Origin of the sequence: Roseobacter insulae, from assembly GCF_019375555.1 — a bacterium.
Lineage (GTDB): Bacteria > Pseudomonadota > Alphaproteobacteria > Rhodobacterales > Rhodobacteraceae > Roseobacter > Roseobacter insulae.
Genome location: NZ_JAHXDN010000001.1, coordinates 328,780 through 350,439, shown reverse-complemented (window position 1 = coordinate 350,439; position 21,660 = coordinate 328,780). Strand labels below are relative to the sequence as shown.

Sequence of the window (21,660 nt, the reverse complement as noted above, 5' to 3'; positions counted from 1 at the left end):
GGCGAGATTTGCAGGAAACCGACAAAAGGCCAAGCAAAAGATGCACTCGTGAAAATTCGTGGTATTGTCAGCAAAAATACAGGATTTCTGGGGGCATATGTGCAGATATTGACCGGTGACGCTGGCCTGCTCTACGAAGAAATCCGCGATGCGCCGATTGTCTCGCCGCATGGGCATTGCGACCCGGCATGGTTTGCCAATGACGAGGCTTTTGCGAACCCGGCCGCCCTTCTGGTTGTTCCGGATCACTACGTATTCCGGATGCTTTTTTCGCAAGGGGCGGATTTGGCCGATCTGGGCATAGGCTCCGCCGGAGGGGCGGCCAATCCACGCGATGTCTTTCGGCTGTTTGCCAGCAACTGGCATCTTTTCCTCGGCACGCCCTCACGATTCTGGATCAGCTATGTCCTGACCGAAACGCTTGGCATCTCCACGCCTTTGTCGGCGGCGACCTCCGACCAGGTCTACGACCAGATTGCCGAGAAACTTGCGCATCCCGATTTCCGCCCCCGGGCGTTGTTTGACCGTTTCGGTATTGAGGTTCTGGCGACAACGGACGCCGCCTTGGATGACCTCGCGCACCATCAGGCCATTCGTGACAGCGATTGGCAGGGGCGGGTGATCCCCACCTTCCGCCCCGACAGCCTTCTTGACCCGGCAGATCCTTCGTTTCGCACCAATCTCGACCAGTTGGCGGTTCTGACCGGGGCAGACACGTGTACTTTCGATGGGTATCTCACCGCGCTGCGCCAGCGTCGCGCCGTCTTCATCGCTGCAGGCGCCACCGCAACGGATCATGCGATCGAGGCTGTTTACACCGAATGGCTGGCCGAGCCCGAGACACTATTCCAGCGCCTGCGGGCAGGCACCGGATCGGCGGAAGATGCGCAACGATTTTATGGCCATATGCTGATCGAAATGGCGCAGATGTCGGTGGAGGATGGGCTGGTCATGCAGATCCATGGCGGCAGCAGGCGTAACACCAACCAGGCCGTGATGGCGCGGTTTGGTCGTGACAAGGGGGCTGATATCCCTGTTGCCACCGATTGGGTGCGCGGGCTGGAGCCTTTGTTGAACCGTGTCGGCAACGCCCCGGAGTTCACCCTGATCCTGTTTACCCTGGACGAGACAACCTACGCGCGCGAGTTGGCCCCGATGGCCGGCCACTGGCCCTGTTTGCGCATCGGACCGCCGTGGTGGTTCCACGACAGCGCCGCTGGCATCGCGCGGTACTTCGATCAGGTTGTCGAGACGGCAGGTTATTACAATCTCGCAGGCTTCAACGACGATACGAGGGCCTTCCTGTCGATTCCCGCCCGCCATGATCTCTGGCGGCGCGGCGTGGCGCTGCATTTGAGCGAGCAGGTTGCCAGAAGCGCCTGTGGCATGACCGATGCGCGTGCACTGGCGACCCTGTTGGCGACCGATCTGGCCCGCGACGCCTATCGATTGTCCGGCTGATGCCCCGCATTCTTCATATCGGTGTCGGGAACTTCTGCCGGGCGCATCTGGCTGATTACACACAGGATGCGGGCGGCTGGTCGGTGACTGGCGTAAGCCTGCGGTCCGCTGCTGTTCGCGACGGGCTGGCGGCACAGGGGTTTGACTACACCCTTGCCATTCAGGGAGAGGGCACAAAGCGTATTACCGTGTTCGACGACATCCTCGTGGCGCCAGAAGACCCCGCGGCGGTGTTGGTCCAGATCGTGGCAGAGGATGTCCACATCATCTCCGTCACGGTAACGGAGAAAGGCTACCACCTTGGCGCTGACAACAGGTTGGACACGTCCGATCCGCTGATTGCCGGAGATCTCTCAGGCCGTGGGCCGCGCACGGTAATCGGTTTGCTGGCGCATGGGCTTGCGCGGCGGAGGGCGCCGGTCACCGTGCTCAGTTGCGACAATCGCAATGACAATGGGGACACGCTGCGCAACGCGGTTCAGGAGTTCGCCGCGCGCGCGGCGCTTCCGCTGGACACGTCCCGCGTGACCTTCCCCAACAGCATGGTTGACCGGATCACCCCGGCAACCACGGACACGCTGCGGCAGGTGACGGGCGACAAGATGGCCGTTCCGACCGAGCCGTTTCGCGAATGGGTGATCGAAGACAGTTTCGCCGGTCCCCGCCCGGAGTGGCGGGATGTCCAATTCGTTACCGATGTGGCCCCGCACGAGATGCGCAAACTGCGCATGCTGAACGCGGCGCATTCGATGCTGGCCTATGCCGGGATACTGGCCGGGTACGATTATGTACACGAAGCGGTGGGTGACAGCAGGTTACGTGCCGAGGCGCGCGCCCTGATGGCGGAGGCCGCGCAAACGCTCGCGCCTGAGGTGCAAGCGAAAGCGCTTGCCTATGCCGAGGCCCTGATTGCGCGGTTTGACAATCCGCACATCAACCACAGCCTGAGGCAGATCGCGATGGATGGTTCGCAAAAGCTGCCGTACCGGATGTTCGAGAGCCTCCGCGCGTTGCATGCGGATGACATCACGGCCCCGGCGTTGGGTCGGGGTGTGCGGGCCTGGCTTGCATTCTGCAGGGCGGAGACGGCGGCAAACCGTGCGGTGCAGGATCCCTTGGGACCGGAGATCGCGCGGGTCATTGCAGCCGGGGGGCCGGATGCGGATATCTTGGCCTTGATTGATGCAGCCGATCTGGCGGCGGTTATTCAGGAATGATCGCGCCGCGGTGCTGGACCACCCGCACCGCGCAATCGTGCCCGGCCCGCAAGGCATCCTTTTGCGATCGTCCGGTCAGGATCGCGCCCAGATAACCGCCGTTGAAACTGTCCCCCGCGGCGGTTGTATCCAGAACAGTGGCGGCCACCGGGTAGTGTTGCGTAACATCCGTGCCCAAACACAACGGCCCCCGTTCACCGCGTTTCAAAGCACCGGTCGCGGCCAATCGCTGGCAGCGCGCCGCAACCTGCGCTTCTGTCTCGTCAAACAGCGCCATTTCGTCGTCGATCGAGGGGAGCGCGATATCGGCACGCGCCCAGAGCGCGCGGGTAACTTCCTGCGCGGTGCGCTGATCTTCCCACAGCCCCGGCCGGTAATTGCTGTCGTAAACGACCTGCACGTCGGTGTCTTGCAGATGCGCAACAAGCGCCAGACGTACGGGGTGCGGCAGGATCGCCATGGTGATGCCGGACAGGTAGATGACGTCATAGGTATTCAGCGCGGAGAAGTCGAAGGCACTGTTCTTCTGGAACATATCCCGGGCGGCGGACGCGCTGCGCCAATAGGTAAAGGCGCGTTCACCTTCGGCGTTGGTGGTTATGGCGTAGAGACCCGGTGACTTCCCCGGGATGACCTGGATTGCGCTGCACCCGATATGTTGTTCGGCAATGAAGTCACGAATTTTTCGCGAGAAGGGATCGTCCCCGAGGCAAGTCATGTAATCGACCGCCAGCTCCGGCGCGGACCTTTTGAGGTAGACCGCCGTGTTGAGCGTATCACCGGCCACGCCAACCTGTGCGGTCGATCCATTCATCGACAGTTCAATCATCGCTTCGCCGACGCAGGCAACTCTGGTCATCGCTGCTCTCTTTTCCAGATGATCAGGCCTGAGACGACGATAATCGCGGCACCCACCACCGTCCATTGGTCGGGCAGGTGGTCGAACACAAAGTAGCTCAGGATCGAGAGGTAGATCATGAAGGAGTACGTATACGGCATGAGCGTGTTGGCGGAACCGAAGCGATGTGCGTTTGTCAGCAATTGGTGCCCGGCCCAGCCGAAGACACCAAGGCTGATCAACACCGCCCAATCAAGCAGGTTGGTGGGCCATTCCCAGGCCCAGATCGCAAAGGGCAGCATCACGGCTGTGCCCAAGGCCCCCATGTAGAACTGCATGGTTTCGGTCGCCACGACGCCTGCCAGTTTCCGGGTCATGATCGAATAGAGAGCCAGGCTGACCGAATTGTAGAGCGGCATCAACATGGCGATGTGAAACGCTTCGCCAAAGGGGCGGATAACGACAAGCACGCCGCCGAACCCCAGCATGATCGCGAACCATCTCCAGGGGCCCACACGCTCTCCCAGCAGCGGCCACGACAGAAGGCACACGATGACAGGGCTGGAGAACATGATCGCCGAGGTCACGGTTAGCGGCAGAAAGTTCAACGCATAAAAGTTGGAGAGGGTCGCCGTGATCAGCAGCATCGCGCGGCTGATCACCTGCCACATGTGCCCGGTCTGAAAACGGTCACGCTCGATGCCTCCCCTGGCGATGACCGCGATCGAGATGACGAAATGGCCAAAATACCGCATGAAAGCCAGCTGGAAAGCCGGAAACCCCGCGATGACCAGCCATTTCGCGCCAGTATCCACCAGCGCAAACAGCAGCCAAGCGCAAAGCATCAGCATGATGCCGAAATGCGGGCGATCTTCCAGCAGGCCTGCGGTGACGGCCACGCTACGGCTTCATTTTATCGGCAAAGAAGTCGATCATCTGGCTGACCATATCATCGCCGTGGCCAGCCTCGGTCGCCTCGCGCAGCGCTGTCAGGGCGCATTTCGACATGATGCTGTCCACGCCCGCCTCTTCGGCCATGCGGGCGTAATAGCCTACATCCTTGGCGGCGTTCTTGATGGCAAAGGCCAGCTGGTTGGGATCGCCGTCCACGCCGTAGCCTTTCACGAAATCCATCATGCCGGAATGCAGCGGACCCGCTGCCATCACGCTATAAAGCTGTGCGCGGTCGATACCGGCGACATCGGCCATGGCAAAGCCTTCGGCCATCGCATTGGCAACCGTCATGCCGAAGAAATTGTTGATCAGCTTGATCGTATGACCTGCCCCCAACGCACCGAGGTGAAAGACGTTTTCGCCAAGATCCTTCAGGACCGGCTCCACCTTGTCAAAGGCGTCCTTGTCGCCCGCCGTCATGATGTTCAGCAGGCCGTCCTTGGCATGTGTCGGCGTTCGACCGAGCGGCGCATCCAGATAGGTGCCTCCGGCCGCCGCGACCTCTTCGCCCAGGGTGCGGGTGCTGCCGGGCAATGACGTCCCGAAATCGATGACAATAGCCCCGGATGACAGCCCGGCAATTACGCCCTCATCTCCGCGCATCCGCGATTCCACGCTGTCGCTTGTGTCCATGCACAGCATCACGATGTCACTGGCAGCCGCCACATCGCGCGCGGTTGCGACCTCGGTTGCGCCACGCGCCACGGCGGCATCGACATTCGGGCGCGACCTGTTGGCGGTCACCGTGAGCGAGTAGCCCTTGTCCTGCAAACGCCCCACCATGGCCGCGCCCATAAGGCCGAGACCGATAAATCCGATTTTTGGCTGTGTCATAACCTGTCCTTTTCGCGGTTGCGGTTAGTCGATGGTGTCAAAAGACCGTTTTCTCAGACCCTTCTGAATCTCATAAATCGAGATTGGCACGTCCGGTTGCGGTTGCGGAATGCGTACCGGAATGTCCTTCAGGCGCGGATTCAGTGTCGGTTCGCCGCAGAGCATCCGGCTGTTGTAATCCTCGATCCCGTCCCACTTGGTCATCGATCCCATGATCGGAAAGGCGTCCGCGGCCATCATTTCGTAAAACAGGATGCGCCGTGCCCTGTCAGACGTATTGAGCGCGGACCCGTGCACGATACGCCCATGGTGGATACTGATGGCGCCCGCGGGGCCGGTGAGCTGCACGGCGTCCTGCGGGGCCAGCCCGTTCTCTTCCGGTATCATGGCCCCGGCGAACACGCCATCGACATGGTGGTCGTAAACCGGGCCTGTGTGCGATCCCGGGTAGACCATAAGCGGCCCGTTTTCCGCCGCCATATCGTCGATCAACACGCCGATGGCCAGAATATCGTCATTGGTGTGCGGATAGAAGGCATAGTCCTGATGCCATTCCACCGCTGCCCCGTAACCTGCCGACTTCATGTTGAGCTTCGTCGTGTGCAGCCGCAGGTTCGGGCCGATCAGATCCCGGGCGGGCGCCAGAATATGGTCCGAATACATCAAGTCGCGCATCACGTCCGAAATCTGGTGGGGCAGCTTGATGCGGCGCAGCCGTGGCGCTTCCGGGGTGTGGCTGTCCTCCAGATCGAGGCGGTCATTGCTGGCGGTCATCCCGCGCGCTTCGTCTTCGAAACGGGCTATTTCGCGATGGATGCGGGTCAGCCATGCATCGGGTATCTGATTTTCCAGCACCAGATAACCTTGTTCGCGATAAAGGGCGATTTGATCAGGCGTGAGCGTTTCGGGCATCTGATACTCCTTCCACCTGCTCTGACAGGTGCGCTTCTATGGTCAGGGCGGTTTCGAGGGTTCGGGTGGCGTCCGCGACGTCGATCAAGGGTGCTGCGCCGCCGATGACTTGGATGAAGTGATCGAGCTGCGCATCAAGCGGCGCTTTGATGTTTTCCGCGGGGTTCAGCGGCATCCGGACCGCCGGCTGACCCCAGTCCGAGCCGGACCACAGGGTCATCGATGGAAAGCTGATCGCGCCCTTTGTCCCCATAAGCCACATCATGTCCTGGCCTGTGGTGCCGATGTTTGGGTTTTCGCCGGTCGCGGCCTCGAAACCCCACGGGCTTGGCGCGGTATCTGCGAAGCTGATCGTGCCGGTGGCACCACTTTCAAAGGCCAGCGCGACCGCACCGCTTTCGATCCGTGTATCTCCGCGCAGGCCCCTGCCACGCAGCGCGGTTGCGGTGGCGATCTCGCCTATCACGAAACGCAGTATGTCGATATCATGCACGAGGTTGATCAGGACCGGGCTGCCGCCAGCCGCGCGCCAGTTTCCTTCAAAATAGGCGTCTGGTTTGCGCATTGCCCAGATGAGATTGGCACAGACCGGTGTGCCGATCGCGTTCCCGGCAATCAACTCTCTTAGTTGTTGTACCTTGCGGTGATACCGCCTGTGATGTCCTACCAGCGAGCCTACAGCAGCCCGAGCCACCGCATGGCTCAGGGCCCTGGCACCGGGCAGATCACTGGCGACGGGTTTTTCGATCAGCATATGCCACCCGCGTTCTGCCGCGTAGATGCCATGCGGAGCGTGCAGCCCGGTCGGGGTGGCGATGATAACGCCATCCACCGGCTGGTCGACGTCGGACATATCCGCAAATCGGGGCACTTCCGGTGCCAGGGACATATCGGGATCGGCCAATCCAACAAGCGTGCACTCCGGATGTGCTTCCACCGCCTGCACGTGGCGGATGCCGATCAACCCGCCGCCGACAACCAGAATGCGTGATTTGCGTGTCATGCTGCGCCTATCAGATAATCGCGGTAAACCTGCACCTGCTCGCGCGACAGATGTGCCCTTGAATAGGATCCGCGCTCTCTCCATGACGTGCTGTCCAGTTGCGTCCCGGATCGTGCGCAAAGGTCGATCATTCTGTCGTGCTCGATCAAGTACCAGTTTTCATGGCTGCGAAAAGCGATCCAGATGTCGCGCCCGATGTATTTCTTGTGGATGGTCCAGCGTGATTTCTGCTGCACCATTTTCAGATCACCGTCGCTGTCATGGTGAATGATGAAATCAATACCGTGGTCCACCATGGGCAGGTATATATTGTAGCCTTTCCTGAGCAGAAGCGTCGTCACTTCGTTGCGGTGAATGATTTCGGTCAGGCTCACATCACCGCCCCGATTTGCCAGGGCACGAACTCGTAGTCACCAAGGCCCTGGGCCTCGGATTTGGTTGCCTGCCCGCTCGCGACTTTGAGAAACATGTCGTAGATCTCGCGGCCCTTCTCTTCGACGCTCACGCCCCGGGTGAGAATGCTGCCGGCATCCACGTCCATATCGTCGGACATGCGTCTGGCCATTTCGGAGTTCGTGGCGATCTTGATCGTCGGGCTGGGTTTCGATCCGAAGGCGGAGCCGCGCCCGGTGGTAAAGCACACCAGATTGCAGCCGCCCGCGATCTGGCCGGTTACGCTCGCAGGGTCGTACCCGGGGCTGTCCATGAAGGTGAAGCCCTGCGCCGTGACCGGCTCGGCGTATTTGTAGACACCCATCAGCGGACTGGTGCCGCCCTTGGCGGCCGCCCCCAGCGATTTCTCAAGAATGGTGGTCAGCCCGCCCTTCTTGTTGCCGGGGCTTGGGTTGTTGTCCATCGACCCCTTGTTGCGTGCGGTGTAGTCTTCCCACCATCTGATCAGGCTGACCAGACGGTCCCCGGTGGCCTGATCAATGGCGCGGCGCGTCAGCAGATGTTCGGCCCCGTAAATCTCCGGCGTTTCCGCCAGAACGCCGGTGCCGCCCTGCGCTGCCAGCAGATCGCAGGCGTATCCCAGCGCCGGGTTGGCGGTAATGCCCGACCATGCGTCAGAGCCGCCGCATTGCAGGGCAACCATAAGGCCCGATGCGGGGCAGGGCGTCCGGGTGGCCTGATTGGCGATGGGCAGCATCGCCTCGATCTTCCTGATCCCCAGTTCAACTGTTTTTTGTAGCCCGGCGACAGACTGGATGTTCATCACCTGAAATGTCGGGCTTTGTTGCAGGCCATAGGCTTCGAGCAGCCAGTCGATCTGGTTGATCTCGCACCCCAGACCCACCATCAGAACGCCCGCGTGATTGGGGTGGCGCGCGTAGCCCCACATGACACGTTGCAAAGCTTCGAACCCTTCGCCGTCACCGGCCATGCCGCAGCCGGTGCCGTGCACAAAGGCCGCGACCCCGTCGACATTGGGGTAGTTGGCCAGGATGTCGGGGGTGAAGTGGCTGGCGATCCGACGGGCCGCGGTGGCAGAGCAATTTACCGAGGTGACAATGGCGATGTAGTTGCGCGTTCCCACGTCGCCGTTTTCACGTTTGTAGCCCATGAAAGTGTCGCGCTGATCCTCCGGAACAGGCGTCACCGGGCGCAGATCGGTTGAAAACTCATATGCCGCATCGGTGTTGCGAAAGGCGACGTTCTGCGTGTGCACGTGATCGCCTGGGGCAATGTCGCAGGATGCGTAGCCGATGATCTGAGCGTATTTTCGAATGACATCCCCCTTGGCAATCGCACAGGTTGCGATCTTGTGGCCGGAGGGGATAAGCACCCGCGTGCTGACATCCTCAACCTGAACGCCGGCTTCCAGGGCACGGGTGGCGGTGACGACGTTATCGGTCGGATCAAGACGTACGGTATCCATGGGGTCTCCTCAGGCGCAAAACGGCGCATCGCTTTGCCAGCGATGGATAGGGATGTGGGACTGACCCGCCAGTCTCTGACGCGTGTCCTCCCACATCTGTCTCCATTGACGCCAGTCGGTCAAGACCCGGTCGGGGTGCTCGGCGCTGCGGGCTACGAAATCCGGGAAATGCGCGCGCCCCGTCGGTTGGCCGGAAACATTGTATCGCAGGTCGAAGGACCATCTGAAATCATGTGTGCCATTGGGCAATGACGCATGTGGTGTCATCGGATGCAGGATCACGATACCGCCCGCCGGGACAGGAAGCGGGACCGCGTCAGCCTCTTCGATAAATCCGTCCGCGATGGCGGTTTGCGTTTTCGGGCAGTGCGGCAGCATCTTCTGACCGGACCCGGGAAGAACCTGCAGGCATCCGTTGTCCAGCGTTGCATCGGTCATGGCGATCCAGACCGTGACCATCTCCGTCGCGTCGGCTTCTTCCAGACCCACGCCACGGTCCTGATGCCAGTCGGTTTGTGTGACATGAGCCCGCACTTCGTGGCTCTTCAGCGCCGGACGTGGCGGTTTGATGCGGATGTGCTGGATTGGATTTGAAGTGATCTCCGGCCCGATCAGGGCCTCAACGACATCCAGAATCATTGGGCAGGTCACCAGATCAAAAACCGCTGGTCCGAAATGCATCGGCGTATCCGCGTCGATTTCGTCACCCGGCAGGCTGATGTCCATCGGCTGAAACCAGTCGCAGCCTGCTTGGTAGGCTGTCAGCAGTTTACCCCAGAAATCCTCATCGTGCACTGACGGCGGCAAGCGTCCTTCCGCCTGCCACGCTGCGCAGAGATCGTCCAGAAGGGCGGCGTATTCCGACATGACCGCGTCGCGGATGCCCTGCGGCACGATGTCGGGCAGGACGAGGTAGCCGTCTGTCTCAAACGTGCGTTTTTGCCCATAAGACAGCATTCGTGGTCTCCATCAGTTACGGCAAGAGCAACGACACGATAGGTGGCCAGATCAGCAGCACGGACAGGGCGCATAGCTGAATGCCGATGAAGGGCAGGAAACCTTTGAAGATATCGGTCAGGCTGATGTGCGGTGGCGCCACGGATTTCAGATAAAACGCGGCAGGACCGAAGGGTGGCGACAGGAAGCTGACCTGCATGTTCATACAGAAAACGACACCGAACCAGATCGCCACGTGACGGGGGTTGAGCTCGCCGAACAGCCCGATTTCCTCGATCGGCAGGCGCTGAACGATTGGCAGGAAAACCGGGATGATCAGCAGTACGATGCCCACCCAATCCATGAATGCCCCCATAAAGAGCAGGATCAGCATCATCGCGAGGATGATCCCCATGGTGGGCAGATCGGAGCCAACGATGAAGTCTGCCACGTAGACCGGTCCCCCGGCGATGGTATAGGCCCCTGCGAGGGCAGCTGCCCCGATGGTTACCCAGATGATCGTGCCGGTGGATTTCAGCGTGCGCATCAGGCTGTCCCACACAAGGTCAAAGGACGCCTCGCCCCGGAAAATCGCGATGACGAGAACCGCCAGCGCGCCCATGCCGGCCGCTTCGGTAATGCCGGTGATGCCGCCATAGATGGACCCGAGAACCACGCCGATCACGACAATGGGCGGCACGAGACCCTTCCCCATTGACCACCCCAGCGCAGTGCGGGCCCGGCCGAGCACCCCGAACATGATCCCGAAGGCAACGAGCACCGCCCCGCCGAACCACGGCAGGTAATCGGCGGTACCATAGGCAATGGCATCGCCGGTTTGGGCAGCGTTCTGTCCGCTCAGCTCGAAGAAGAGCGCGCGCAGGAACAGTACCGTGCCGAAGCCAGCGACCAGGACGCAGAGGAAGGCCGAGAAGAGCTTGAATTTCTCGAACCCGTAGGGCTCGCCTTCGACCGGCTCAGGCAGGGGTGCATCCTGTGGGCGCAGCTGAGTTCGGATGACGATGTAGATGATGATGAAGCTCGCCAGCATGAACCCCGGCAGGAAGGACGCCGTAAAGAGCGCCTTGATCGAGGTTTCGGTGATCAGCCCATAGATGATCAGGACAATCGATGGCGGGATCATCGTGCCCAGCGACCCGGAGGCGCAGATCGTGCCGATGGCGAGGTTCTGGCTGTAACCCAGCCGCAACATCTGCGGCAGGGCAATCAGGCCCAGCAGCACAACCTCGCCGCCGATGATGCCCGACATCGCCGCCATGATGACCGCCATGATGGATGTCACAATGGCAATGCCGCCGCGCGTCCGGTTCAGCCAGACATTGAGCGAGGAGTACATTTCCTTGGCGATGCCGGAGCGTTCCAGCAAGGCTGCCATGAAAATGAACAGCGGAATGGATATGAGCACGTAGTCGGTCAAGAGCCCGAATATCTTCTGGGCCAGGATGTTGAGCGGCCCGCTGCCGGGTCGTCCGGTCAGGATGCCATCCCCGAAGGTCCACGGCGCATAGAGCAACGTGGGCTCGAACTTCATGACCAGCACCAGCACCGACAGAATGGCCGAGGCAAACCCCAGGGGCATCCCGATGGCAAGCAAGAGAACAAGGCCCAGCATGAGGACCAGCGAGATGGTTCCGATATCCATTACTTTTGCTCCGCTTCGTCTGCGCCAACGGCCTCGCGCAAGCGGGCAATTTCGTCTTCGTCAATGTCATCTGCCGCTGTGTGAACAACGGGTTCGGTGTTCCAGTCGGCAATCAGGTTGATAACCGATTGCACGGCCACCATAGACACGATGAACAGCACCGCGGGTTTGACCGTGGCCGGAATAGGCGGGTTGAAAGCGGAGCCGTATAACTCCCACCGGGCGAATTTCTGGAACGCCTCACCGTAGCCGCCGTAGAAGAGGAAGAAGGCAAACGTCACGATCATCAGCGTCGAGATGACGTCGCAAACATGCTGCAGCCAGCGCGGCATCGCGTCATAAATAATGAAAATCCGGATATGGCTGCGCTGCTGCATGGCGTAAAGTCCAGAGCAGAGGAAGATGAATCCCGCGAGCCAGAGCGACAACTCATTTGCCCAAAGCGTGCCGGACGCCAGTACGTAGCGCGTAAACACCTCATAGAGCATGACACACATCAGCAAGACGATGAGCATCATTGTCACGCGACCGACGAAAACGGCCGTCCGGTCAAGCGGCCCCCATGCTTCGAATTCCATTGGCGCGCGCCGGACAGTCAGGATGCCCACGACCGCCAGAACCGGCAGCAGCACAAAGGCCAGAAGATCGAAGACGTCAATATGGGCGCCCATCACGACCGGCATATTGGGCGTCACATCGACGCGGGCGAAATGCGCGGCAAGCTGATCGGCGTGGCCGCCCCAGTCCAGAATGAAGGCGGGCATGTGCCAGATGAGCCAGCTCCCGCAGAAAATGAAGCCCAATGGCACCAGCCATTCGACAAGGCTGCCTGATTTTTCCTGCATGATGTCCCCCCTGATGACCGGGTGATTGGTTGTTTTACCACGGTCAAAAAGCTGTCAGGCCCCGCGACAGATGTGCAGGGCCTGACAAACAGTGTGTTTATTCGGAAACGAGGCCGAGTTGCTTGAGGTAGGACAGGTGTGCCTCTACCAGCGCTTCGGCTTCCGGTGTGTCTGCGAACTCCGGCCATGTGGCCTGGGCCGCGTCCCGGAACTTCTGAAGCTCTTCCGGTGCCCATTGCGACAGGGTCACACCTTGCTCACGCAGTTGCGCGGCTGCTTCGGCGTTCTTCTTCTCGAACGTCAGAGCGGTCCGCAGTGCGAGCGCTTCCATGGTCACTTTCATGATGCGCTGGTGGTGTTCCGGCATCGCGTCGAAAACGGCCTTGTTGCACGCGAGGTGGTCAGATGGCATCGAGTGGAAGCCGGGGAAGTTGGCATATTTCACGATATCATAAAGACCGAGACCCACGTTGTTGGCGAGGCCGGAGGCGTCCGCGCCATCAATGATGCCGGTTTCCAGAGCGGTAAAAATCTCGGTGAAATCCATGACGATCGGGTTTGCGCCGAGCTTCTCAAAGATCTTCGTTTCCATGCCGGGGGGCGACCGGAACTTCCAACCCTGGAAGTCGGCAACCTTTTCGATCGGTTTGCCGGAGGCAAAGGATTCCTGACCGTAGACCCACCAGCCGATCAGCTCCATGCCGTATTTATTGTAGAGCGGAGCCGCCGCTTCACGACCGCCACCGAAATACAACCAGCTCAGCTGTTGATAGGGCGTCTCGTAGCCGCCCATGATATCGCCGACAAACTGGAATGCAGAGTTCTTGCCGGTCTGATAACCGCCGCCGGTCATGTCACAGTCAAGAATACCCGTTGCTGCCGCGTCGAATGTCTCTGTCGGCTTCACAACGGACGCACTGTAGAACATTTCGACTGCGATCTCACCGTTGGACATCGCCTCGATATCTTCGACGTATTGTGCGGCAAGTTTGCCGGATACGGTTTCAGGTGCATAGTGCGTTTGGATGCGCAGCTTGGTGGTCGCGTGGCCATCCGCCAATGCAGACGTTGCAGTCAGCGCTGCAAGCGCGGCGACAGTGGCCGCCTTTTTCATAAGTTTCATTGTTGTCCTCCCAGACGTTGAGCGCACGTTTAAGTCGGGACGGTGAAATCCCATTCGTGATTACGCTAACGGAACGTTAGGCTGAGGCAGCGGTTGCAGGCAAGAAAATATTTTATTTTTCCGAAATTTCGAGATTTTGTTTGAAATTCGAAAATTTGGCGGTATCAAAAATGATCACTGGGAGGATTGGAATGGCCGGGCAAGACGCCGACATTTTCGACGATATGCGGCACCGCCTGATCACTGGCGAGTTCGGCTACGGTAGCAAGTTGCGCGCTGAAAAGCTACGGGAAGATTACAATTGCTCAGCCAGCACGGTGCGGGAAGTCCTGTTTCGCCTATCCACTGTCGGGCTGGTCGAATTTCAGGAACAACGCGGATTTCGCGCGCCACATCAATCGCTTGAGCGGCAGCACGATCTGACGCAGATGCGTATTATGCTGGAGAGCGAAGGCGCATGTTTGTCAATCCGGCTGGGCGGGGTGGAATGGGAATCCCGCCTGACCGCAGCGCATCACAAACTGTCCCATATCGAGATGCGCGTGCGGTCGTCCGGAGATGTGATTCCCCTTCTTGGCCTCTGGAGCCGCGCCGAACAGGAGTTTCACGAAACGCTGATTGATGCCTGCGATTCGAAATTGCTCAAACGCACGCATCAGGTCATCTACGAGCAATTTCGGCAGCAGCTCGTCTCGGCGGAAACGAACTATGGCTACTTTCCCGAGAACATTCGCGAGCATCAGGCGATTCTCGATGCGGCGCTCGAACGCAATGAGGATCTGATGCGCGTGCGCGTCCACGATCATTTGGCGCGTAACCTGATCAAGCCGCTTCCACAGAAATCTCAACCCGCGGCGGTAGGCAGGTCTTCCGCGATGTAGGTCTGGATGATCTGGTCGAAACTGCTTTCAGCTTCAAAGCCCAGTGCAATGGCGCGGGCGGGATCGAAATCGCGCGGCCAGCCCTGAACGATCTTGATGATGTCCGGGTCGGGATGCGGTGTGATCAGATCGACCGCTTTCTGCCCGGCGAGATCCCGAAGTGCGTCGATCTGCTCCGCCACGGTGCAGCTGAGACCGGGCAGATTGAGGGCGCGCCGGCCGTTTAGCAGGCTGGTGTCCAGCCCGGCCGCATGAGCGAGGAATCGAGCCGCGGATTTGGGCGATGCATGCCAGTGCCGAACACTATCATCCACCGGCAGGATCGCCTTCTGACCGTTCAGCGGTTCACGGATGATGCCTGAGAAGAACGACGAGGCCGCGAGGTTGGGTTTGCCCGGCCGCACGCAGATTGTTGGTAATCGCAGGGACAGCCCGTCGACAAACCCTTTTCGGCTGAAGTCTGTCAGCATCAGTTCGCTCACGGCTTTCTGCGCGCCGTAGCTGGTTTGGGGCGCAGACAGAAACAGGTCGTCGATCTTCTCGGGGAAAGGACCACCGAACACCGCGATAGACGAGGTAAAAACGATACGGGGCACATAGCTGCCACCCGATGCCTCATGTTCGGTGCGAAAGGCTTCGAGCAGATGCCACATGGACATCATGTTGATGTCCCAGCCTTTCGAAAAATGCGTCTCGGCCTCGCCAGAGACGATGGCCGCGAGGTGGAACACGATGTCCGGACGTTCGGCGGCAAGTGTCTGTGCGATGCCGGGCGTCGATAGGTTGCCGGTTTTCTGCACCAGACCGGAGACGCCACGCGCAGGGAAAGCGACATCAAAAAGGGTGATGGTCAGGGCTTTATGGCCCGGCAATCCTTCACGGATCAGGCGGCCGGCCAGTTTCTGGCCAACCATGCCGCCGCCGCCGATGATCACGACCCGGGTCATGTCGGCAGCCCGTTGCGGGCTTTGAGTTCGAGGTAGAGCCCGGAATGGTCCTTCTCCGCACCGTCCATCGCATCGATGAAGTGTTGAAACCGGTCGCGCACGCTTTGCGTCGCGGGCAGTTCAAGCCCCAGCTGCCGCGCTTCGTCGAGCGTGTTGTTGAGATCCTTGACCTGAAACTTGGTCAGGCCCCCGGGTTCGAAATCGCCGCTCGTCATCCGGGCGCCATGTTGTTGCAGGATCGTGCTGTCGGCAAAACCGCCCTTCAGTGCTGCACGCACGGCTGCCGGATCAGCGCCGCCCTGTTCCACCAGCAGCATGGCCTCGGCAACGGCGCTGATGGTCACGGCCACGATGGTCTGGTTGGCCAGCTTGGAGAGCTGACCCGCACCCGACGGGCCGACATACACCGGTCGCCCCATGGCTTCGAAAACCTCGCGCGCGGCTTCGAATGTTTCGGCATCGCCACCCACCATGATGGCCAGTGATCCGGTTTCGGCCCCCTTTGTCCCGCCGGAGACCGGTGCGTCCAGATGGGCCACGCCCAGTTTCTTGAGCGTAGCGGATTGCGAGCGCGCATGTTCCGGTTTGGCGCTCGACATATCGAGCCAGATCGTTCCCCTGCCAAGTGCCTTCTGCACCGCCGCATCACCGATCAACGCGCCTGACGCGAACCCATCCGACAGCATGGTGATGACGACTTCCGCATCTGCGACGGCCTCTGCCGGACTGGCAGCCAGGGTCGCGCCCTCGGCGGCCAGCGGTTCTGCCCGCGAGGCGCTGCGATTCCACACTGTCAGATGATGGCCTGCCTTTATCAGGTTCTGCGACATCGGGAACCCCATTAATCCGGTTCCGATCAAGGTGATCCTGCGCGCTGTTGTCATTTTTGCGTTTGTCCTTTGATGATCGTTTGCAAAGCTGTAGCCAAATCCATGCCTGTGTCATACGCTAACGTAAACCAGCCATTGGACCAGCCCGTCCGATGGTTTTTTGACGAAGAAAGCATAAAGCCTGCGCCGAAGTGATGGGGACCGATGCGAAGAGCGGTAGGTCGAGGGTGCAGTGTGACGGGGGAAAAACATGCCAGGACAAAGGCTTACTGGAAAGCGAGCGCTGGTGACGGCGGCAGGTCAGGGGATCGGTCGGGCCAGCGCGCTGGCAATGGCTGCGGCAGGCGCAAAAGTGTTTGCCACCGATATCAACGCCGAAACGCTATCCACGATTCGCGATGCGAATCACGAAAATATCGAAATTTTCGAACTTGATGCGCGGAGTGACGACAGTGTCGCGGCAGGGATCGCCCAGGCAAACCCTGACATTTTGTTCAACTGCGCCGGGTTTGTTCATCACGGTACCGTTCTGGATGCCACCGATGACGAGTGGGACTTTGCCTTCGATCTGAATGTCAAATCCATGTGGCGCACGATCCGCGCCGCGCTGCCGGGCATGGTCGAGCGACGATCCGGCTCAATCATCAACATGTCTTCCGCCTGCTCCTCTGTGATCGGGGCCCCCAACCGGTTCATCTATGGCACAACCAAGGCGGCGGTCATCGGACTGACAAAATCGGTTGCGGTGGACTATGTGGCGACCGGCGTTCGCTGCAACTGCATTTGCCCGGGAACGGTTGAAAGCCCCAGCTGGCACGACCGGGTTGACGCGCTCGGTAAACAGCTGGGCAGCAAGGAGGAAGCGCTGAAGCAATTCGTGTCGCGCCAGCCCATGGGGCGGGTCGCAACGGCGGAGGAGATTGCAGCGCTGGTCGTTTATCTGGCCAGTGACGAAAGCGCCTTCACAACCGGACATCCACATATCATCGACGGAGGCTGGTCAGGCCAATGAGCAAGAAAATCGGCATTGAGGATCTGCGGTCACGCAAATGGTTCATGAACCCCGATAATCCGGAAATGACGGCGCTCTATCTTGAGCGGTATCTGAACTACGGGCTGACCCGCGAGGAGCTTCAGTCCGGCAAACCGATTATCGGCATCGCCCAGACCGGCAGTGACCTCAGCCCATGCAATCGCCACCATCTGGAGCTGACCAAACGGGTGCGGGACGGTATCATCGCCGCAGGCGGTACCTGTATCGAGGTGCCCGTCCACCCCATTCAGGAAACCGGTAAGCGCCCGACCGCCATGCTGGATCGCAATCTTGCCTATCTGTCGTTGGTCGAGACGCTCTTTGGTTATCCGCTGGACGGCGTGGTGCTGAACATCGGCTGCGACAAGACCACGCCAGCTCTGCTGATGGCGGCGGCAACGGTGAATATTCCCGCCGTCGCACTCTCCGTCGGTCCGATGCTGAACGGCTGGTTCCGCGGCGAACGCACCGGGTCGGGCACGATCGTCTGGAAAGCGCGCGAATTGCTGGCCGCGGGTGAGATCGACGACGATGGGTTTATGGAGCTTGTGGCCTCCTCTGCACCTTCGGTCGGGTATTGCAACACGATGGGCACGGCGACGACGATGAATTCCCTGGCCGAAGCCCTGGGCATGCAGCTGCCCGGTTCAGCCGCCATCCCCGCACCCTACCGTGAGCGGGGACAGATCAGTTACGAGACCGGTCGCCGGATCGTCGATATGGTCTGGGAAGATCTGCGACCCTCCGACATCATGACACGCGAAGCTTTCGAGAACACCATCGTGATCAACTCGGCGATTGGCGGGTCCACCAACGCCCCGATCCACCTGAACGCTATCGCGCGGCACCTGGGCGTGCCGCTAGACAACAACGACTGGCAGGCCATCGGCCACGATGTGCCCCTGCTGGTGAACCTGCAGCCTGCGGGCGAATACCTCGGCGAAGACTACCAGCATGCGGGCGGTGTGCCCGCCGTTGTTGGCGAGTTGATTGCCGCCGGCCTGCTGCCGTACCCGGATGTGATAACGGCGAATGGCAAAACCATGGCTGACAACTGCGGTGACCGACGCAGCGAAGACACCAAGGTGATCAAGCCTGCGTCCGATCCGCTGAAACCGCAGGCCGGGTTCATCAACCTGACGGGCAATCTGTTTGACAGTGCAATCATGAAAACCAGCGTGATCAGCGACAGCTTTCGCGCAAAGTACCTGTCCAATCCGGACGATGTGAACGCGTTCGAAGGGCGGGCCGTGGTCTTTGATGGCCCCGAGGATTTTCATCATCGGATCGACGACCCGTCTGAAAATATTGATGAAGATTGCGTTCTGTTCATGCGCGGAGCGGGTCCGAAAGGATACCCCGGGGGCGCGGAAGTCGTGAATATGCGTCCGCCGTCCTACCTGCTCAAAAAGGGTGTCGAAGCGTTGCCTTGCGTCGGTGATGGCCGCCAGTCCGGCACGTCGGGCAGCCCGTCGATCCTGAATGCGTCACCCGAGGCGGCAGACGGCGGTGGCCTTGCGCTGCTACAAAATGGTGACCGGGTCCGCATAGACCTGAACAAATGCACGGCGGACATGTTGGTCCCGCTGGAGGAGCTGGCTGAGCGTGCGCGCAAATTTGAGGCCGAGGGCGGTTATGATGCGCCGGAAAGCCAATCGCCGTGGCAGCAGTATTTCCGGGAAAAAGTAGGCCGCTTCGATCAGGGCATGATCCTGGAGGACGCAGACAAATACCAAGATATCGCGCGCACGTCGATGCCACGCGACAACCACTGAGGAAAATTACATGAAATTAGTACGTTATGGCGCGGTGGGCGCCGAAAAGCCCGGTATGCTGGATGCGGCGGGTACCTTGCGTGACCTGTCGGCCCACGTCAGCGACATCGCTGGCGAAGCCCTATCGGATGCGGGTCTTGAGAAGCTGCGCGCCATTGATCCGACGACACTGCCCGAGGTGCCAGGCTCCCCAAGGATCGGCGCCTGTGTCGGCAATATCGGCAAATTTCTCTGCATCGGTCTGAACTACTCGGACCATGCTGCAGAGACAGGCGCCGCGATCCCGGAACACCCCATTTTGTTCTTCAAGGCGAATTCGGCTGTGGTTGGTGCCTATGACGAGGTGTCGATGCCGCGCGGATCGACCCACACGGATTGGGAAGTCGAACTTGGCGTGGTGATCGGCACGAAGGCGAAATATGTCAGCAAGGCAAATGCGTTGGATCACGTCGCAGGCTATTGCGTGGTCAACGATGTGTCCGAACGGCATTTCCAGACGCAGCTGACCGGCCAGTGGACCAAGGGTAAATCCTGCGACACCTTTGGTCCCACGGGGCCGTGGCTGGTGACGCGCGATGAAGTGACTGATCCGCAAAATCTTGCCATGAGCCTCGATGTCAATGGCAAGCGGATGCAGACCGGCAATACGTCGACCATGATTTTCACGGTCGCTGAAATCATCGAACATCTGTCGGGCCTGATGACCCTGCATCCGGGTGATGTGATTACAACGGGCACCCCGCCCGGTGTCGGCATGGGGATGAAACCGGAACCGGTGTACCTGAAAAAGGGCGATGTGATGGAACTGACCATCGAAGGTTTGGGCCAACAGCGCCAGACAGTGACAGAGGATACGTGAGCATGGCAGATCTCTTTATGATTGGCGGGGCGACAGACGCGATGCTGGAACGTCTGGGTGCTGAGTTCACCATCCACCGAGCCAAGGATATGGACGACCCGCAGGCCTGGCTGAACGAAAACGGCGCCATGATTGAATATGTGTCAACCAACGGTCATGACGGTGTCAAACCATCTTTCATGGACGCGATGCCAAACCTGAAAGTGATCAGTTGCTACGGGGTCGGGTATGACGCTATCGACACACATGCGGCGAAGGCCAAGGGTGTTGTGGTCACCCATACGCCCAACGTGTTGAATGCCGAGGTTGCAACCACGGCTGTGATGCTGATGATGGCCTGCTATCGCGAATTGCTGCGCGACGACGCATACGTGCGCTCCGGTCGTTGGGAAGTGGAAGGCAATGCGCCTCTGACGCGGTCGGTTGACGGGCAAACCGTTGGCATCCTCGGGCTGGGCCGGATCGGTCAGGCGATCGCTGACAAGCTGGCCCCTTTTGACACGACAATTGTCTATCACTCGCGCAGTCCCAAGGATGTTGAGTACAAGTACTATGGCAACCTGACGGATATGGCGCGGGATGTGGATGTTCTGATCTGCATCACTCCGGGTGGGCCGGCAACGAACAAGATCGTGAATCGCGAGGTGATGGACGCGCTGGGGCCACAGGGCACCCTGATCAACGTCAGCCGCGGGACAGTCGTTGACGAAGAGGCAATGATCCTCGCCCTGCAGGAGGGACGTCTGGGATGGGCTGGCCTCGACGTATTTGAGGCGGAGCCAAAAGTGCCGGAGGCGTTGCGCAAGCTCGACAACGTCGTTTTGTTACCGCATGTCGGCAGCGCAACCGTTGAGACCCGTGTCGCAATGGGGGCCTTGACCGTGGATAACCTGCTGCAGCATCTGCAAGAAGGCACCGTGGTAAGCCCGGTGCCGGAATGTGCAGATATGTAAAGCGCGAGTGTCGCAACGCCCACAAAAACGGGCCAGAGGTGGCCCGTTTTTTGTCAGATGCGCAAAAACCTTTGCGCGATCTTCGGGATCAGCCGGTCAAACTGTAGCGGAGCATCGGTCACAGCCAGACAAATGCAGTCTTCGTGAATGTCTGCCACCGGCGTATGGTGCAGGTCGCTGTCTGCGATTTCCACGTCACCCCGGGCGAAATAGTCATCTTCGTCCTGAAACGCGCCCTGAAGCACCATCGTCATTTCAGTGCCGTGGTGACCGTGGTCCGGCATCGCGGTACCCGCCGGGATCAACAGCAAACGGGCGGAGGCATCCTTGGACGTTGGCAGGATCGCCTGTTTCACGCCCATACCGACCGGCTTCCAGCGGACGGCGTTCAAATCTCCGCCCACATAGTCGCGCAAGGGCTTGGGCAATACCGCACAGGGCAAGTCATCCCTGGTTTTTTCAGCGACCGGCCCGCCGGCGATCAGCGCCAAGGTGGCCTCGTAACTGCCGGGGCGCAATGCAGCAACTGCGGCGCTTTCAAGCTGCTCCAGCACTTCGCCACCCAGGGCATCGAAGCTCTCTGCCCGGGCCCGGCACGCATCGCAAAGCGACAAATGTGCCGCGACCATCAGGTTGAAGGCTTCGGGCAGGGAACCTGCTGAGTAGGCCATCAGCACGGCGTCGTTCAGGTGATGTTTAATGTTGTCAGTCATTGCG

21 protein-coding genes are annotated in these 21,660 nt (G+C 60.0%); 7 read left to right on the top strand and 14 right to left on the bottom strand.

The annotated features are described in order from the left end of the window. The first annotated feature begins 48 nt into the window (after positions 1-48). Positions 49-1,461: a glucuronate isomerase gene (uxaC, locus tag KX928_RS01720; protein ID WP_308342060.1), complete on the top strand. Its 1,413-nt coding sequence runs from the start codon at positions 49-51 to the stop codon at positions 1,459-1,461. Further along, on the top strand, positions 1,461-2,678 hold the full coding sequence (locus tag KX928_RS01715; RefSeq protein ID WP_219498161.1) for a mannitol dehydrogenase family protein: 1,218 nt from the start codon (positions 1,461-1,463) through the stop codon (positions 2,676-2,678). The genes uxaC and KX928_RS01715 overlap by 1 nt, the downstream gene beginning before the upstream one ends. On the opposite strand, the gene KX928_RS01710 is transcribed toward KX928_RS01715, so the two are convergent. From KX928_RS01710 to KX928_RS01660, 11 genes are all read right to left on the bottom strand, one after another. Further along, positions 2,665-3,537: a sugar kinase gene (locus KX928_RS01710; RefSeq protein WP_219498160.1), complete on the bottom strand. Its 873-nt coding sequence runs from the start codon at positions 3,535-3,537 to the stop codon at positions 2,665-2,667. The genes KX928_RS01715 and KX928_RS01710 overlap by 14 nt on opposite strands. Further along, positions 3,534-4,415 carry a DMT family transporter gene (locus KX928_RS01705; RefSeq protein ID WP_219498158.1) on the bottom strand — a complete coding sequence of 294 codons (882 nt, stop codon included), beginning with the start codon at positions 4,413-4,415 and terminating at the stop codon, positions 3,534-3,536. The genes KX928_RS01710 and KX928_RS01705 overlap by 4 nt, the downstream gene beginning before the upstream one ends. Position 4,416: 1 nt before the next feature. Further along, entirely contained in the window at positions 4,417-5,304 is an 888-nt protein-coding gene (locus KX928_RS01700; protein ID WP_219498156.1) for an NAD(P)-dependent oxidoreductase, read from the bottom strand. Between the two features lie 24 nt (positions 5,305-5,328). Further along, positions 5,329-6,216: a phytanoyl-CoA dioxygenase family protein gene (locus KX928_RS01695; protein ID WP_219498154.1), complete on the bottom strand. Its 888-nt coding sequence runs from the start codon at positions 6,214-6,216 to the stop codon at positions 5,329-5,331. Then, complete coding sequence (locus KX928_RS01690) at positions 6,194-7,219, bottom strand: Gfo/Idh/MocA family protein (RefSeq protein ID WP_219498152.1); 1,026 nt, start codon at positions 7,217-7,219, stop codon at positions 6,194-6,196. Before KX928_RS01690 ends, KX928_RS01695 begins: the two co-directional genes overlap by 23 nt. After that, the gene (locus tag KX928_RS01685) at positions 7,216-7,593 is read right to left on the bottom strand and encodes a hypothetical protein (RefSeq protein WP_219498150.1); all 378 of its coding nucleotides are present in this window, start codon (positions 7,591-7,593) and stop codon (positions 7,216-7,218) included. The genes KX928_RS01690 and KX928_RS01685 overlap by 4 nt, the downstream gene beginning before the upstream one ends. Then, on the bottom strand, positions 7,590-9,098 hold the full coding sequence (locus tag KX928_RS01680; RefSeq protein WP_219498148.1) for a UxaA family hydrolase: 1,509 nt from the start codon (positions 9,096-9,098) through the stop codon (positions 7,590-7,592). Before KX928_RS01680 ends, KX928_RS01685 begins: the two co-directional genes overlap by 4 nt. Positions 9,099-9,107: 9 nt before the next feature. Next, positions 9,108-10,055: a phytanoyl-CoA dioxygenase family protein gene (locus KX928_RS01675; RefSeq protein ID WP_219498146.1), complete on the bottom strand. Its 948-nt coding sequence runs from the start codon at positions 10,053-10,055 to the stop codon at positions 9,108-9,110. Between the two features lie 16 nt (positions 10,056-10,071). Beyond that, the gene (locus KX928_RS01670; protein ID WP_219498144.1) at positions 10,072-11,697 is read right to left on the bottom strand and encodes a TRAP transporter large permease; all 1,626 of its coding nucleotides are present in this window, start codon (positions 11,695-11,697) and stop codon (positions 10,072-10,074) included. Next, positions 11,697-12,542 carry a TRAP transporter small permease subunit gene (locus tag KX928_RS01665; protein WP_219498143.1) on the bottom strand — a complete coding sequence of 282 codons (846 nt, stop codon included), beginning with the start codon at positions 12,540-12,542 and terminating at the stop codon, positions 11,697-11,699. The genes KX928_RS01670 and KX928_RS01665 overlap by 1 nt, the downstream gene beginning before the upstream one ends. A 97-nt stretch (positions 12,543-12,639) precedes the next feature. Beyond that, the gene (locus tag KX928_RS01660) at positions 12,640-13,665 is read right to left on the bottom strand and encodes a TRAP transporter substrate-binding protein (protein WP_219498140.1); all 1,026 of its coding nucleotides are present in this window, start codon (positions 13,663-13,665) and stop codon (positions 12,640-12,642) included. Positions 13,666-13,805: 140 nt separating this feature from the next. Here KX928_RS01660 and KX928_RS01655 point away from each other — a divergent pair, with 140 nt between their 5' ends. Beyond that, positions 13,806-14,546, top strand: coding sequence for a GntR family transcriptional regulator (locus tag KX928_RS01655; RefSeq protein ID WP_257883481.1), 741 nt, complete (start codon positions 13,806-13,808; stop codon positions 14,544-14,546). On the opposite strand, the gene denD is transcribed toward KX928_RS01655, so the two are convergent. Together denD and KX928_RS01645 are read right to left on the bottom strand one after the other, a co-directional pair. Beyond that, positions 14,510-15,493, bottom strand: a complete 984-nt coding sequence (gene denD, locus KX928_RS01650; protein ID WP_219498139.1) for a D-erythronate dehydrogenase — start codon at positions 15,491-15,493, stop codon at positions 14,510-14,512. The two genes, KX928_RS01655 and denD, sit on opposite strands and share 37 nt — an antisense overlap. Beyond that, a complete protein-coding gene (locus KX928_RS01645) occupies positions 15,490-16,377 on the bottom strand; it encodes an NAD(P)-dependent oxidoreductase (RefSeq protein ID WP_219498137.1) in 888 nt (295 codons plus the stop codon). The genes denD and KX928_RS01645 overlap by 4 nt, the downstream gene beginning before the upstream one ends. A 196-nt stretch (positions 16,378-16,573) precedes the next feature. Here KX928_RS01645 and KX928_RS01640 point away from each other — a divergent pair, with 196 nt between their 5' ends. From KX928_RS01640 to KX928_RS01625, 4 genes are read left to right on the top strand one after another with little or no spacing between them, the layout of a single operon-like run. Continuing rightward, positions 16,574-17,335 carry an SDR family oxidoreductase gene (locus KX928_RS01640; RefSeq protein WP_219498135.1) on the top strand — a complete coding sequence of 254 codons (762 nt, stop codon included), beginning with the start codon at positions 16,574-16,576 and terminating at the stop codon, positions 17,333-17,335. Next, a complete protein-coding gene (locus tag KX928_RS01635; protein WP_219498134.1) occupies positions 17,332-19,131 on the top strand; it encodes an IlvD/Edd family dehydratase in 1,800 nt (599 codons plus the stop codon). The genes KX928_RS01640 and KX928_RS01635 overlap by 4 nt, the downstream gene beginning before the upstream one ends. Before the next feature lie 10 nt (positions 19,132-19,141). Then, positions 19,142-19,990, top strand: coding sequence for a fumarylacetoacetate hydrolase family protein (locus tag KX928_RS01630; RefSeq protein WP_219498132.1), 849 nt, complete (start codon positions 19,142-19,144; stop codon positions 19,988-19,990). 2 nt (positions 19,991-19,992) lie between these two features. Then, a complete protein-coding gene (locus KX928_RS01625) occupies positions 19,993-20,943 on the top strand; it encodes a 2-hydroxyacid dehydrogenase (protein ID WP_219498130.1) in 951 nt (316 codons plus the stop codon). 53 nt (positions 20,944-20,996) lie between these two features. Here the strand turns inward: KX928_RS01625 and KX928_RS01620 are convergent, their stop codons facing one another. Further along, complete coding sequence (locus KX928_RS01620; RefSeq protein ID WP_219498128.1) at positions 20,997-21,656, bottom strand: ChrR family anti-sigma-E factor; 660 nt, start codon at positions 21,654-21,656, stop codon at positions 20,997-20,999. Positions 21,657-21,660: the final 4 nt, after the last annotated feature.

Excerpts from the sequence above, each read along its gene's own strand:
- KX928_RS01715 (WP_219498161.1), top strand. The coding sequence starts at position 1,461 with ATGCCCCGCATTCTTCATATCGGTGTCGGGAACTTCTGCCGGGCGCAT.
- KX928_RS01710 (WP_219498160.1), bottom strand. The coding sequence starts at position 3,537 with ATGACCAGAGTTGCCTGCGTCGGCGAAGCGATGATTGAACTGTCGATG.
- KX928_RS01700 (WP_219498156.1), bottom strand. The coding sequence starts at position 5,304 with ATGACACAGCCAAAAATCGGATTTATCGGTCTCGGCCTTATGGGCGCG.
- KX928_RS01695 (WP_219498154.1), bottom strand. The coding sequence starts at position 6,216 with ATGCCCGAAACGCTCACGCCTGATCAAATCGCCCTTTATCGCGAACAA.
- KX928_RS01690 (WP_219498152.1), bottom strand. The coding sequence starts at position 7,219 with ATGACACGCAAATCACGCATTCTGGTTGTCGGCGGCGGGTTGATCGGC.
- KX928_RS01680 (WP_219498148.1), bottom strand. The coding sequence starts at position 9,098 with ATGGATACCGTACGTCTTGATCCGACCGATAACGTCGTCACCGCCACC.
- KX928_RS01675 (WP_219498146.1), bottom strand. The coding sequence starts at position 10,055 with ATGCTGTCTTATGGGCAAAAACGCACGTTTGAGACAGACGGCTACCTC.
- KX928_RS01670 (WP_219498144.1), bottom strand. The coding sequence starts at position 11,697 with ATGGATATCGGAACCATCTCGCTGGTCCTCATGCTGGGCCTTGTTCTC.
- KX928_RS01665 (WP_219498143.1), bottom strand. The coding sequence starts at position 12,542 with ATGCAGGAAAAATCAGGCAGCCTTGTCGAATGGCTGGTGCCATTGGGC.
- KX928_RS01660 (WP_219498140.1), bottom strand. The coding sequence starts at position 13,665 with ATGAAACTTATGAAAAAGGCGGCCACTGTCGCCGCGCTTGCAGCGCTG.
- denD (WP_219498139.1), bottom strand. The coding sequence starts at position 15,493 with ATGACCCGGGTCGTGATCATCGGCGGCGGCGGCATGGTTGGCCAGAAA.
- KX928_RS01645 (WP_219498137.1), bottom strand. The coding sequence starts at position 16,377 with ATGACAACAGCGCGCAGGATCACCTTGATCGGAACCGGATTAATGGGG.
- KX928_RS01640 (WP_219498135.1), top strand. The coding sequence starts at position 16,574 with ATGCCAGGACAAAGGCTTACTGGAAAGCGAGCGCTGGTGACGGCGGCA.
- KX928_RS01635 (WP_219498134.1), top strand. The coding sequence starts at position 17,332 with ATGAGCAAGAAAATCGGCATTGAGGATCTGCGGTCACGCAAATGGTTC.
- KX928_RS01630 (WP_219498132.1), top strand. The coding sequence starts at position 19,142 with ATGAAATTAGTACGTTATGGCGCGGTGGGCGCCGAAAAGCCCGGTATG.
- KX928_RS01625 (WP_219498130.1), top strand. The coding sequence starts at position 19,993 with ATGGCAGATCTCTTTATGATTGGCGGGGCGACAGACGCGATGCTGGAA.
- KX928_RS01620 (WP_219498128.1), bottom strand. The coding sequence starts at position 21,656 with ATGACTGACAACATTAAACATCACCTGAACGACGCCGTGCTGATGGCC.